At 61.5% G+C, this 11,788-nt stretch carries 13 protein-coding genes and 2 tRNA genes; 7 read left to right on the top strand and 8 right to left on the bottom strand.

What is annotated here, in order from left to right; genetic code table 11:
• The first annotated feature begins 63 nt into the window (after positions 1-63).
• Complete coding sequence (locus BUC08_RS03165; protein WP_037920648.1) at positions 64-714, top strand: DUF1638 domain-containing protein; 651 nt, start codon at positions 64-66, stop codon at positions 712-714.
• Between the two features lie 50 nt (positions 715-764).
• On the opposite strand, the gene BUC08_RS03160 is transcribed toward BUC08_RS03165, so the two are convergent.
• Positions 765-1,172: a SufE family protein gene (locus tag BUC08_RS03160; RefSeq protein ID WP_037920650.1), complete on the bottom strand. Its 408-nt coding sequence runs from the start codon at positions 1,170-1,172 to the stop codon at positions 765-767.
• A gap of 126 nt (positions 1,173-1,298) precedes the next feature.
• Between BUC08_RS03160 and BUC08_RS03155 the strand changes: the two genes are divergently transcribed.
• On the top strand, positions 1,299-1,829 hold the full coding sequence (locus BUC08_RS03155; protein WP_037920653.1) for a hypothetical protein: 531 nt from the start codon (positions 1,299-1,301) through the stop codon (positions 1,827-1,829).
• 87 nt (positions 1,830-1,916) lie between these two features.
• Here the strand turns inward: BUC08_RS03155 and rnd are convergent, their stop codons facing one another.
• The 3 genes from rnd to purM all read right to left on the bottom strand — a co-directional run bounded on the left by rnd (position 1,917) and on the right by purM (position 4,796).
• Positions 1,917-3,077 carry a ribonuclease D gene (gene rnd / locus BUC08_RS03150; RefSeq protein ID WP_037920655.1) on the bottom strand — a complete coding sequence of 387 codons (1,161 nt, stop codon included), beginning with the start codon at positions 3,075-3,077 and terminating at the stop codon, positions 1,917-1,919.
• 79 nt (positions 3,078-3,156) lie between these two features.
• On the bottom strand, positions 3,157-3,747 hold the full coding sequence (purN, locus tag BUC08_RS03145) for a phosphoribosylglycinamide formyltransferase (RefSeq protein ID WP_037920657.1): 591 nt from the start codon (positions 3,745-3,747) through the stop codon (positions 3,157-3,159).
• Positions 3,744-4,796, bottom strand: coding sequence for a phosphoribosylformylglycinamidine cyclo-ligase (gene purM, locus BUC08_RS03140; RefSeq protein WP_037920659.1), 1,053 nt, complete (start codon positions 4,794-4,796; stop codon positions 3,744-3,746). Before purM ends, purN begins: the two co-directional genes overlap by 4 nt.
• A 115-nt stretch (positions 4,797-4,911) precedes the next feature.
• Here purM and BUC08_RS03135 point away from each other — a divergent pair.
• A tRNA-Ile gene (locus BUC08_RS03135) sits at positions 4,912-4,988 on the top strand.
• A gap of 110 nt (positions 4,989-5,098) precedes the next feature.
• Here the strand turns inward: BUC08_RS03135 and BUC08_RS03130 are convergent.
• Together BUC08_RS03130 and BUC08_RS03125 are read right to left on the bottom strand one after the other, a co-directional pair.
• A complete protein-coding gene (locus BUC08_RS03130; RefSeq protein ID WP_037920662.1) occupies positions 5,099-5,452 on the bottom strand; it encodes a VOC family protein in 354 nt (117 codons plus the stop codon).
• A gap of 15 nt (positions 5,453-5,467) precedes the next feature.
• Positions 5,468-6,781 carry an ATP-binding protein gene (locus BUC08_RS03125; RefSeq protein ID WP_037920664.1) on the bottom strand — a complete coding sequence of 438 codons (1,314 nt, stop codon included), beginning with the start codon at positions 6,779-6,781 and terminating at the stop codon, positions 5,468-5,470.
• A 45-nt stretch (positions 6,782-6,826) separates the two neighbouring features.
• On the opposite strand from BUC08_RS03125, the gene BUC08_RS03120 reads away from it, so the two are divergent.
• Together BUC08_RS03120 and BUC08_RS03115 are read left to right on the top strand one after the other, a co-directional pair.
• The gene (locus BUC08_RS03120) at positions 6,827-7,738 is read left to right on the top strand and encodes an MBL fold metallo-hydrolase (RefSeq protein ID WP_037920667.1); all 912 of its coding nucleotides are present in this window, start codon (positions 6,827-6,829) and stop codon (positions 7,736-7,738) included.
• A gap of 81 nt (positions 7,739-7,819) precedes the next feature.
• Positions 7,820-7,894 (top strand) — tRNA-Asn (locus tag BUC08_RS03115).
• Positions 7,895-8,051: 157 nt separating this feature from the next.
• Here the strand turns inward: BUC08_RS03115 and BUC08_RS03110 are convergent.
• Entirely contained in the window at positions 8,052-8,876 is an 825-nt protein-coding gene (locus BUC08_RS03110; protein WP_037920668.1) for a hypothetical protein, read from the bottom strand.
• A 268-nt stretch (positions 8,877-9,144) separates the two neighbouring features.
• Positions 9,145-10,500 (bottom strand): oxygen-independent coproporphyrinogen III oxidase, encoded by a 1,356-nt coding sequence (hemN, locus tag BUC08_RS03105; RefSeq protein ID WP_037920672.1) that lies wholly within the window; start codon positions 10,498-10,500, stop codon positions 9,145-9,147.
• A 58-nt stretch (positions 10,501-10,558) separates the two neighbouring features.
• On the opposite strand from hemN, the gene fnrL reads away from it, so the two are divergent.
• Both fnrL and BUC08_RS03095 read left to right on the top strand, forming a co-directional pair.
• The gene (gene fnrL / locus BUC08_RS03100) at positions 10,559-11,293 is read left to right on the top strand and encodes a transcriptional regulator FnrL (protein ID WP_037920675.1); all 735 of its coding nucleotides are present in this window, start codon (positions 10,559-10,561) and stop codon (positions 11,291-11,293) included.
• Between the two features lie 74 nt (positions 11,294-11,367).
• On the top strand, positions 11,368-11,775 hold the full coding sequence (locus BUC08_RS03095) for a universal stress protein (RefSeq protein ID WP_037920677.1): 408 nt from the start codon (positions 11,368-11,370) through the stop codon (positions 11,773-11,775).
• Positions 11,776-11,788: the final 13 nt, after the last annotated feature.

The raw sequence follows: 11,788 nt of genomic DNA, 5'->3' as shown, positions 1-11,788 counted from the left end.
CTACGCAGCTTGTGTGGCACCGTGCAACGATACACAGATACCCCACACGCATTGGTTAGAATTGTGACAGAGCCTTCCACCTCCCTGCCCGACCTGGACCAGCTGACCGAAAGTGGCCTGCGGCCCAAGGGGGCGGGTTCTATCCTGCTGATCGCCTGCGGCGCACTGGCGCGTGAGATTCTGGACCTAAAGCAGGCCAACGGCTGGACTCATATGGACCTCACCTGCCTGCCCGCCAAATACCATCTGTATCCCGAGAAAATCACCGCAGCCGTGCGCGAGAGCGTCGCCAAACACCGCGACCGCTATGACAGTATATTTGTGGTCTATGCCGATTGCGGCACCGGTGGCCTTCTGCAAGCCGCCTGCGCCGAAATGGGCGTTGAAATGGTGGCCGGTCCCCATTGCTACAGCTTTTTCGAAGGCAACGACCGCTTTGCGCAACACAGCGAAACCGAGATCACGACCTTTTACCTGACCGATTTCCTGGTCCGTCAGTTCGAGGCGTTCATCATCAAGCCGATGGGCCTGGACCGTCATCCGCAACTGCGCGACATGTATTTCGGAAACTACGAAAAGCTGGTCTATCAGGCCCAGACCGACGATCCGGCCCTGACCGAAAAAGCCCGCGCCGCCGCCGACCGGCTGGGGTTGGAGTTCGAGCGGCGCTTTACCGGCTACGGTGACCTTGCCACCCACCTCAAAGACCTCTGAACCTTCTTTTGGCCAGAAATATCCCGGGGGTCCGGGTGCAGCGTCCCCGATTACGCCGCCGCCGCGACCGTCCGAATCCGCTCGATCATGGCCCGCAACCCGTTCGAGCGTTGCGCCGACAGATGGTCGTTCAGCCCAAGCCGCTCAAGCTCGCCGCGCGCATCTACCGCCAGAACCTCGGCCACCGGTACACCGTTGTACAGCTTGCGCAGCACCGCGATCAGACCGTTCACGATCATCGCATCGCTTTCCCCGTCAAAGTGAAACACCCCGCCGTCGATCTGCGGGTGCAGCCAGACCTGGCTGGCACAGCCATCCACTTTGGTCGCGGGCACCTTCAGCGCGTCCTCAAGCGGGTCCATCGCCTTGCCCTGTTCGATGACATAGCGATAGCGGTCCTCCCAATCCTCAAGAAATTCGAAATCCTCGACAATCTCTTCAAACGCGGCTTGAGCCATGAAAAATACCCCTTTGACTGTCCTTGGGAGGTAAGACGCCTCTGGCCAAAGGTCCACCCCCCGCGCATGATGCTTTTCAACGTGTCCCCGATGGGCTAACACAAGCCAAACAACAGGCAATCCGATATGCGTCTTACACTTAGTGCCCTTTTGATCTCGTCCATGGCCCTTGGGGGATGTGCTGCTGTCCGTGACAGCCGCGTCAATCCGTTCAACTGGTTTGGCGGCTCCCGCTCCGAGGCCGTTGCGACCGCCCCGACCGAGGCCAGCACCAACCCGTTGATTCCCGCACAACGGGCCGGGTTGTTTGCCCGCAAACGTGCCGAGCGCGAGATTTACCTGGGCACCCCCATCGACACCGTGTCCGACCTGGTGATTGAACGGGTGCCCGGCGGTGCAATCATTCGCGCAACAGGCGTGTCACAATCGCAGGGCCTCTACGAGGTGCGCCTGACCCCCGAAAACGTAGACGACGAAGCCGTTGATGGTGTTCTGTCCTACCGCCTGGAAGGGCGGCTGCCCGAAAAGGCACGTCCCGGCGGGTCAGAGGCGACGCGCACTGTGACGGCAGCCCATGCGGTGACAGAACAGCAGCTGCGCGGCGTCAGCACGATCCGCGTCGTGGGCGCACGCAACGCACGTACGTCGCGCCGTTAACGGCTGACGCGGTTGGGGGCGGTGTGTACCGTTTCCCGGGAAATCTGTACATAAAAGCAGGACCGGCCTGCGCGCAATCGCGCGGGCTTAATCCAGTTCTACGACGCGCACGCTCTGGCCCTTGGCCGCAAGGGCGATCTTGCCGTCGCACAGACGCAAGGCATCCTTGCCAAAGACTTCCCGACGCCAGCCGGTCAGCGCATCCACATCGCGCAGCCCTGCGGCAATAGCATCCAGATCAGCGGCGGGTGCGATCAGTTTAGCGGCGACACCGGCACTTTCGGTCTTGGCCTTCAGCAGCACGCGCAGCAAGTCGGCCAGGGCCGGGTTCACCTGCAGCTTTTCGCGGCTGGTGTCGGCCTTTGGCAACCGGTCTGCGGCGATGTTCACGCCGCGTTTGACGGCCTCAAGGATGCCGTCGGCAATCTCGCCCCGGCGTGCTTCGCGCAGCAGCAGGCGGGCGCGGTTCAGCTCTTCGAGCGTCTGCGGTTTGTTGCTGGCCAGTTCGACCAGCGCATCGTCCTTGTAGACGCGGTTGCGCGGGATGTTGCGTTCCTGCGCATAGGTCTCGCGGAACGCGGCCAGCTCGCGCACGATGCCCAGAAAGCGCGCGCTGTTGGTGCGGGTCTTGACCCGTTTCCACGCCTGATCGGGGGCCACGGTATAGGTGTCGGGTGACAGCAGGGTTTTCAGTTCCTCCTCGACCCAGGCACTGCGCCCCGTTTCCTCCAGCCGTGCGGCCAGGAATTCGTAGATCTGCCGCAAGTGGGTGACATCGGCCAGCGCATAGGTTTTCTGCGCTTCGGTCAACGGGCGGCGCGACCAGTCGGTAAAGCGCGATGTCTTGTCCAAGGGTGCTTTTGCGATTTTGCGTACGAGGGTTTCATAGCCCACCTGTTCGCCAAAACCACAGACCATCGCGGCGACCTGTGTGTCGAACAGCGGAATCGGAAAGACACCTGCATCGACAAAGAAGATTTCCAGATCCTGACGGGCGGCGTGAAAGACCTTTACGACGGTGACGTCCCGGAACAGCTTATACAGCGGTTCCAGCGACAGGCCTTCGGCCAGCGGGTCCACCAGAACGGCGCCACTGTCGTCCGTGCCCGGCATCGCCAGTTGCACAAGACACAGTTTCGAGTAGTAGGTCCGTTCGCGCAGGAACTCTGTATCGACAGTCACATAAGGGTGTTTTGCGGCCTCTTCACAGTAGGCTGCAAGCTCTTCGGTCGTCGTCAGTGTTCTCATCGTGGGGTCTTAACCTTATCTGTCCGGGCTGCGCGCGTTCGATCTGACTACACCAAAGGTCCGGCCAAGACCAGAGAACTCACAGATCAAGCCGGTTGGTGTTGCCCGAAGCAAAGCGGCGCAATACGGCAGGGTACAGGCGGTGTTCCTGTTCAAGCACCCGCGCGGCCAGCGCATCAGGGGTATCATCGGGCAGGATCGGCACGGTGGCCTGCCCCAGTACGGGACCGTCGTCGAGTTCCGGCGTGACCAGATGCACGGTACAGCCGTGGCTGGTGTCGCCTGCCTCGATCGCGCGTCTGTGGGTGTGCAGGCCACGGTATTTGGGCAGCAGCGACGGGTGGATGTTCAGCATCCTGCCTTGCCAGGGGCTGACGAAACCGGCGGTCAGCACCCGCATGAAACCGGCAAGGCAAATGATATCCGGCGCATGTTTGGCCAATGCGGCGTCCAGGGCGTGCTCAAAGGCGGCGCGGTCCTCGCCGTAGGGACGGTGATCGACGACCTCGGTGGCGATCCCCTGCCCCTTGGCCCATGCGATGCCGCCGGAATTTTCATTGTTCGAGACGATGACCACAGGTCGCGCCGCATGGTCACCGGTCATATCCTCGACCAGCGCCCGCATGTTCGACCCGCCACCCGAGACAAAAATCGCAACGCGCTGCGTCACACCAGCGTCCCGCTGTAGGTCACCTCGCCTGCACCCGCGACCACCTGGCCCAAGGTGCAGACGGTTTCACCTGCCGCTTCCAACAGCGGCACCAGCCTGTCAACGGCGTCGGCGTCGACAACCACAACCATGCCGATGCCCGCGTTGAAGGTCTTCAGCAGTTCGGCCTGATCCATGCCGCCGTTGTCCACCAGCCAGCGGAACACGGGCGGCAACGTCCATGCGTCCAGGTTCACCGCGCAGCCCAGCCCCTCGGGCAGCACGCGCGGCAGGTTCTCGGTCAGGCCGCCGCCGGTGATATGCGCAAGCCCGTGCACGCCGCCCGCGCGGATCGCTTCCAGAACGGAGGTCACGTACAGCCGTGTTGGCGTCAGCAGGGCAGCGCCCAGGGTGGTGTCTGCATCCCAGGGACACGCGTCGTCCCAGCCAAGGCCGGACAGTTCGACAATCTTGCGCACCAGCGAAAAGCCGTTGGAATGCACACCGTCCGAGGCCAGCCCCAGCAGAACCTGACCTTCGGCGATGCCTGCGGGCAGTTCGGTGCCGCGTTCCATCGCACCCACCGAGAAACCGGCCAGATCGAAATCACCTGCAGGATACATACCCGGCATTTCCGCCGTCTCGCCACCGATCAGCGCACAGCCCGATGCTTTGCAGCCTGCGGCGATGCCTTCGATGATGCGCGCGGCCTGATCCAGTTCCAGCTTGCCGGTGGCGAAATAGTCCAGGAAAAACAGCGGCTCGGCGCCCTGACAGACCAGATCGTTAACGCACATGGCGACCAGATCGATGCCCACGCCGTCCACGTTTCCGGTGTCGATGGCGATGCGCAGCTTGGTGCCCACGCCGTCGGTCGCAGCGACCAGAACCGGATCGGTGAACCCGGCGGCCTTGAGGTCGAACAAACCACCGAAGCCGCCCAGACCTGACATCACACCGCTGCGCTGCGTGCTTTTGGCGGCGGGTTTGATCCGCTCGACAAGCGCGTTGCCTGCGTCGATGTCCACGCCGGCTTCGGCATAGGTGATCCCGTTCTTCGGCTCGGTCATGGCTGTGGTCCTTGGCAAATGCGTCGCTTTGGAGGTGGGGTTAGAACATCCCGCGCGTGCGTGCAACGCTCTCTCTTGACGAAGGGCGCGCGGCGACATACCCAAACGCGCAGGCGGGCCTGTAGCTCAATTGGTTAGAGCAGAGCGCTCATAACGCTTTGGTTGCGGGTTCAAGTCCTGCCGGGCCTACCAAAATCCATATATTTCAGTGCGTTGTGAGGCAACATTCACGCAAAATCGCAAAACACGGTGACGTGCAAGCGCACGGCATCCGGCGACTCGTCCCGTTCGTTCGGTCCCCATCACCGAGGATGCGCCAGCACGTTGATCAGCTTGCCCGCCGGATCGCGCAGGTAAAACCGACGCACGCCCCATGGCTCGTCCGTCAGGTCATAGACGATTGTGTGCCCCAGATCCTTGGCCCGCGCATAGACAGAATCAACGTCGTCCACCTCGATCGACATATCCGGCACGGGCGTGCCCGAACCGCCCTCCGAGGCGATGCTGATCTGGGTCTGCGCGGTCTCGCCCGAGGCGAGCGTGACGATCCAGCCGTGATCCATCACCACCGACAGGTCAAACAAATCGGCATAAAAGGCGCGTACGGCGTCCACCGACGGTGTCGCGATATTTGAAACGATGCGTTTGACGACCATGTGTCCTCCTGCTTTCTAACGCGCGATCACAATGTCCGCCTGCAATCCGCCCAGCCGGTCACTGTGCCCCAGACGCAGCACGCCCCCATGGGCCCGCGCAACGTCGGTGGCAATGGCAAGACCCAGTCCGACACCCCCGCCTTTGTCCTGATTGCGTGCGGGGTCCAACCGTGTAAACGGGCGCTGCGCGTCGGCGCGCCGGTCCTCGGGGATGCCGGGGCCGTCATCCTCGACCCGAAAGCGCAGGGACTTGTCGGTCAAGACGACGCTCACCTCGGCCTTTGCACCATAGCGCACCGCGTTGTTGATCAGGTTTTCGATGGCACGGCGCATGGCAACCGGACGCAGGTTGATGGTGCCCGACCCGGTGGCCTCGATCAGCGTGACAGGCCGCCCCGCCCGCTGCTGGTCGGTCACGATGTCGCGGATCAAGGCCAGCGGGTCGACACGTTCAGGTTCACCCTCTTGCGCGCCTTTGGCAAAGTTCAGGAATTCGTCGATCATGTTTTGCATCTGGTCCACGTCGTGTTCCAGGGCCTCGCGGTCGTCGTCATCCAGCATCGACAGCGACAAACGCATCCGTGTGAGCGGCGTGCGCAAGTCATGGCTGACCCCCGACAACATCAGCGTGCGCGTCTCGATCTGTCGTTCGATCCGGTTGCGCATATCGACAAAGGCGGCCCCCGCCGCACGCACCTCTGTCGCGCCGGCGGGTGTATAGGGCACGTGCCGCCCACGGCCGAACGCCTCGGCGGCGCGGGCCAGGCGTTTGATGGGCCGCAACTGGTTGCGCAGGTAGATCAACGCGATGATGGTGATCAACACGCTGAAAAAGACCATGTTCACAAAAAGCTGGTGTGGATTGGCCGCCGACAGTCTGCGCCGGTCCAGATCCACCCGCACCGGCCCTTTCCCCGTGTCGACATAGACATGAACACGCTTGCCATCTGTCAGATCAATCGCCATCGCGCGTGGCACATTCTGGTGCATCTGTGCCACGACAAACCCGCCTGACAGGTCCAGCCAATCCCAACTGTCCTTTGCAGGCATCTCGTCAACCGGCGTCACGTAAATCTGAAGCTGGGGTGCAATCTCCTGCACGGTCAGCCCGATCAACGCACGCGCGGGCGCCGCCTCTACCGCGTCCAGCACCAGCGCAATTTCGCGCCCTGCCGCCGTGGTCATCTGCGCTGTGACCCCTTCGAAATGGCGCTGGGTGAACAGGACCGAAACCACGATCTGCACGAAGACCACCGGCAACAGCAGGATCAACGCGGCACGGCCATACAGGCTGCGGGGCATATAGTGTTTGAGCCAGTCAAAGGACATGTCTAAACCCTAGCGGTGAATACCAGCAGAGAGAAGGCCCCAGCCATGATGCCACCCGATGATTTTGATCCCGCAATTGGTGTGGCCGAAACGCTGGAACCCGGGCTGCGCCGGATCGTGGCGCCGAACCCCTCGCCCATGACCTATCGCGGCACCAACACCTATCTTCTGGGCACCCGTGGGCTGGCCGTGATCGATCCCGGCCCCGAGGATCAGGCGCATCTTGAGGCGATTCTGTCGGCGGTCGGCCCCGACCAACGCATCACCCACATCATCGTCACCCACACCCATCTGGACCACTCGCCGCTGGCCCGCCCGCTGGCAGAGCGTACCGGCGCGCCGGTGTTGGCCTTTGGCGGGCCGCACGCGGGGCGCAGTGCCGTCATGGAAGAGCTGGCACGCGGGGAATCGGTCGGCGGCGGCGAAGGCATCGACACCAAATTCGTATGCGACATCGAGGTCCCGGACGGCACCCGGATCGACGGCGACGGCTGGACGCTTGATGCGATCCACACGCCCGGCCATATCGGCAATCACCTGTGTCTGGGCTGGGGCGATGCCTGCCTGACCGCCGATCACGTCATGGGCTGGGCCACGTCGCTGGTGTCGCCCCCGGACGGCGACCTGACCGACTTCATGGCCTCCTGCGCGCGCCTGCAAGCCCGCGACTGGCGTGTGTTCTACCCCGGCCACGGCGCGCCTGTGACAAAGCCCGCCGCACGGCTGGACTGGCTGGTCGATCACCGGCTGAGCCGCGAGGCGTCGATCCTGCACCACCTGTCACAGGGGCCCGCCACCGCCGCCGCGCTGGCCGCCGCGATCTACACCGAAACCCCGCCTGCCCTGCAAGGTGCCGCCACGCGCAACGTGCTGGCCCACCTGGTTGATCTGACCGGCAAGGGCCGCGCCGCACCCGTCGGAAAGCTGACCGCAACAGCCACCTTCAAGGCGCTTTGATCCGCCCCGTTGGAAAAGTTGATTTTTTCGCCAAAACCCTCTGGACGGCTGAAATCACTGTTGCTATACGGCGCGAACCGTTCCGACGTAGCTCAGCGGTAGAGCAGTTGACTGTTAATCAATTGGTCGTAGGTTCGATCCCTACCGTCGGAGCCATAATAAGCCCTTTAAGGTCAACGCCTTAGAGGGCTTATTTGGTTTCTCTACTTATTGATGCGTAGCGCTTGCATTTATGCGACCACCCGCGCGACTACCGAGTCTGTCTTTATACGAACCGAACGGCAAAACGCGCGACATGCCGCTGCACTTGTTGCTACTGAGGCAGGTATTTCCGAAGGTGCTCGGGAACTTCAATCCTGGGAATAGTGAAATTGCGCCACTCTCCCGGCCCCTTCGGACAGACCTTGTCGACGCGCACTTTGAATTCCCGGATGCCGAACGTCGGCCCGTTTGCGTTCGTCCATTCCGAGATCGCCGCAAGGTTGTCGTGGGCGAAGAACTGCTCCCCAGCCACCGCAAGTGAGATACCGCGCCTCACTTCTTCCCAAGATCGCTTTCGACGCTCCTCGAACACTTCGAATTCCGCGTGTGTCGCGCTGTCGAGCCTTTCGATTTGACGGACGGTTGCCTCGGCAGAAGACAACATGCTGCTTGATTGGTCTAGAAATCCAAGACCTTTAATCGACATTGCTTCGAGCGAGACGATTGCACCGGGCGAAAATAAATCAGCAAGGATCAGCTTTGCGACTGACGTTTGGGATTCAATTTCAGAGATGAATTGAAGGGCAACTCGCAGTTCGTCGATGTCGACTTTGAGCTTGATGGCACGTTGGCGGGCGTCGTGTTCGCGTTTCAGGTGATTTCGACTGCGGTCAATGGTCTGCTTTTTGACTGCGTCAAAGTTGGCTGCGCAGCAATTGCCGCAGGGAGCACGTGTACCGTCACTCAGTACGGCAAAATACCCGTCGCGATGATGCTGCCTTTGCGTACAGAAGGCACAACGCACTTGTGGCTCCGCACGGTAGGGAATGTCGTCGATGTCGATCATATCGATTCCATTAGGCACGTGCTCAACCACGTTTGGCTGTTCAAGGGGATTTGTAATCAGGAAGCCTACGTTCTTGATTTGTTCGGCCATGCAGTAATCCTTATGCTGTACACCCCCAATCTAGGGTCAACCTAGACGTGAGTCAAGCATATTGTGGGTCTATTGCATTCCAACCCTATATCTAGTGCTAATCGGCGCGACGGTCAACCTGAAATTTTCTGTTGAGCGTTTACCGGTTTGAAATATATCGTTTAACCGCACGGCTGCGAATACTTCCCCTCGCGCGAAATCTGAGCCCGACTTTGGCCCACGGGAGCCGTACCCAGCTCCGATGGGACACACTTACAGACCACCCCCCTCAGATCGCGGAACTGTGCGCCACCTGCCCTGTGCGGTAGCGGTCCAGATGACCGGCCATGACCCGCACCAGCGGGGCAAAGCCGTCAGCGATCTGCACACCGGTTCCGTCGCTGCGACACGCATCGGGATAGGCCGCGACCAAGGCCGCCACTGCGCCGGCCACGGTCGCGCGCTGGTCGGGGAATTCGACCGCCAAAGCCTCTGCGTCGATGGCAAAGCCGCACATCAGCTGTTCGATCATACGCGCGGTCAATCGATCTGCATCGCTGAGGACATGACCCCGCGCACCTGCAAGCTGTCCCTGTCCGATGGCCGTGGAATAGGCTGCCGTTGCAGACTGATTCTGGACATAGCCTTGTGGGAATTGCGAAATCGCCGAGGCCCCCAGGCCGATCAGAACCTCGGCCCGGTCGTCGGTGTAGCCCTGGAAATTGCGCCGCAATCCGCCGTTCCTGGCGGCCAGCGCCAGACTGTCGCCGGGGCGGGCAAAGTGATCGATGCCAATGGGCGTGAACCCGTCCAGACACAACATTTTCTGCGCCAGTTCGGTCAGCGCGAAACGCGCCTCGGCTGACGGCAGCGCGGTGCCGTCGATCATCACCTGCCGTTTCGACATCCACGGCACATGGGCATATCCATAAAGCGCCAGCCGATCCGGTTGCAGCGCCAGAACCTGCTCCAGCGTATCCACAAGGCTGGCCGAGGTCTGGTGCGGCAACCCATAAAGCAGATCCATGTTCAGGCTATGCACCTTGGCGGCGCGCAGGATCCGGATGCAGTCAAAGGTCTGGGCATAGGTCTGTGCCCGCCCGATGGCGTCCTGAACCTTGGGGTCAAAATCCTGCACCCCGATACTGGCGCGGTTCATGCCGTTGTCCGCCAGTGTCTGCAACAGCTCGGGAGCGGCTTCGGTGGGGTCGATTTCGACGGAGAATTCGAACCCTTCGGCGCGTTCGAAACTGTTGAACACCCCTGCCAGAAGCCGGGTCATCGTCCTGGGGCTGAGAATCGTGGGCGTCCCGCCCCCCAGATGCAGCCGCGCGATGCGCACGTCCCGGGGCAGCAGCTGCGCCACCTGGGCCATTTCCTGCAACAGGACATTTACATAGATATCCACCGGGCGCAGCGTTTTGGTGCCCTGCGTCCGGCAGGCACAGAACCAGCACAATCGCTTGCAGAACGGGATATGGATATACAGCGAAACCTCGCTGCCTTCCGGCACGGCCCTGATCCATTCTCGCTGATGCAAGCCACCCGCATCTGCGGCAAAATGGTTCGCGGGCGGATAACTGGTGTAACGCGGGACCTTTGCGTCGAAAAGTCCATGGCGGCGGAGTTGATCTATCTGTGTCATACCGCTACTTAAACGTGCGCCTTGCGCGCTGACTTTGATGCAGATCAAAAGCCCGAATATGAGCGTTGACCTTCTTTCCCGTCCGAAATGCAGCGAATGCCCGATCCGGCACCGCGCTGTCTGCTCGCGTTGCGATGCGGATGAGATCGAGCAATTGGAACAGATCAAGTCCTACAAGACCTTCGCGGCGGGTGATCCGATCCTGTGGCGTGGTGACGACCTGACTTATGTCGCCTCAGTGGTCAAAGGGGTGGCGACACTGAGCAAGACCATGGAAGACGGGCGCATCCAGATGGTCGGCCTGTTGATGCCTTCCGATTTCATTGGGCGTCCCAATCGCAAGACCATAGAATTCGATGTCGTCGCAGCCACCGAAGTGACCCTGTGTTGTTTCCAGCGTGTGCCATTTGAGCGGCTGCTGGCCACGGTGCCCCATGTATCGCAGCGCCTGCTGGAAATTGCGCTGGACGAGCTGGACGCGGCGCGCGACTGGATGCTGTTGCTGGGCCGCAAGACCGCGCGTGAAAAGATCGCAACCTTTGTCGAAATGATGGTGCGCCGCCAGCATGTTGACGGGCTGGGTCTGGATCATGAACCGCTGGTTCTGCCCCTGACACGGGACGAGATTTCGAACTATCTTGGCCTGACGCTGGAAACCGTCAGCCGCCAGTTGAATGCGTTGAAGAAAGAAGGCGTGCTGCAATTTGTCGACCGACGGCGATTCGAGGTCATCGACATGGCCGCGCTGCACGCCGCGTCAGGCGACGATTCAGACGGCGGCGTTCTCTGCTGAAACCTGATCTGGATCAAAGCGCCGCGCGCTAAGGTGTCGTTCACTGCTTGGGAAACCCCAAGGAGCGTAACGTCATGTACAAAAACATCCTGATCCCTGTCATGTTGGGCGACAGCCGCGACACCCAGACAGCGTTCAAGGCCGCCCAGGCCCTGGCCGACACCGGCGCGCAGATCACGCTGTTGCATGTGATCGAAACCGTGCCTGTCTATGTCTCGGAATATTTCCCGCCCGATTTCATCACCACCGCCCGCGACACGGTGCAAGCCGCACTGGACGCCATGGTCGCCACCCTGCCCGGCAGCCGCGCTGCGATCACCGAGGGCAAGGCCGGTCCGCGCATTTGCCGCTGGGCCGAGGAAAACGGCTGTGATTGCATTATCGTTGCCTCGCACAAACCGGCGATGAGCGATTTTTTCCTTGGCTCCGTGGCCCACCATGTCGTCGGACATGCAGCCTGCGCGGTCCACGTGGTGCGCTAGCGCGCCTGACCTC

The sequence above is a fragment of the Pseudosulfitobacter pseudonitzschiae genome (assembly GCF_900129395.1).
Lineage (GTDB): Bacteria > Pseudomonadota > Alphaproteobacteria > Rhodobacterales > Rhodobacteraceae > Pseudosulfitobacter > Pseudosulfitobacter pseudonitzschiae.
The sequence above is the reverse complement of the archived record's forward strand: the minus strand, read 5'-3'. Positions and strand labels throughout refer to the sequence as shown.

Coding starts and splice junctions, on each gene's coding strand:
- BUC08_RS03160 (WP_037920650.1), bottom strand. CDS start 1,172: ATGGCTCAAGCCGCGTTTGAAGAGATTGTCGAGGATTTCGAATTTCTT.
- BUC08_RS03155 (WP_037920653.1), top strand. CDS start 1,299: ATGCGTCTTACACTTAGTGCCCTTTTGATCTCGTCCATGGCCCTTGGG.
- rnd (WP_037920655.1), bottom strand. CDS start 3,077: ATGAGAACACTGACGACGACCGAAGAGCTTGCAGCCTACTGTGAAGAG.
- purM (WP_037920659.1), bottom strand. CDS start 4,796: ATGACCGAGCCGAAGAACGGGATCACCTATGCCGAAGCCGGCGTGGAC.
- BUC08_RS03130 (WP_037920662.1), bottom strand. CDS start 5,452: ATGGTCGTCAAACGCATCGTTTCAAATATCGCGACACCGTCGGTGGAC.
- BUC08_RS03125 (WP_037920664.1), bottom strand. CDS start 6,781: ATGTCCTTTGACTGGCTCAAACACTATATGCCCCGCAGCCTGTATGGC.
- BUC08_RS03120 (WP_037920667.1), top strand. CDS start 6,827: ATGATGCCACCCGATGATTTTGATCCCGCAATTGGTGTGGCCGAAACG.
- BUC08_RS03110 (WP_037920668.1), bottom strand. CDS start 8,876: ATGGCCGAACAAATCAAGAACGTAGGCTTCCTGATTACAAATCCCCTT.
- hemN (WP_037920672.1), bottom strand. CDS start 10,500: ATGACACAGATAGATCAACTCCGCCGCCATGGACTTTTCGACGCAAAG.
- fnrL (WP_037920675.1), top strand. CDS start 10,559: ATGAGCGTTGACCTTCTTTCCCGTCCGAAATGCAGCGAATGCCCGATC.
- BUC08_RS03095 (WP_037920677.1), top strand. CDS start 11,368: ATGTACAAAAACATCCTGATCCCTGTCATGTTGGGCGACAGCCGCGAC.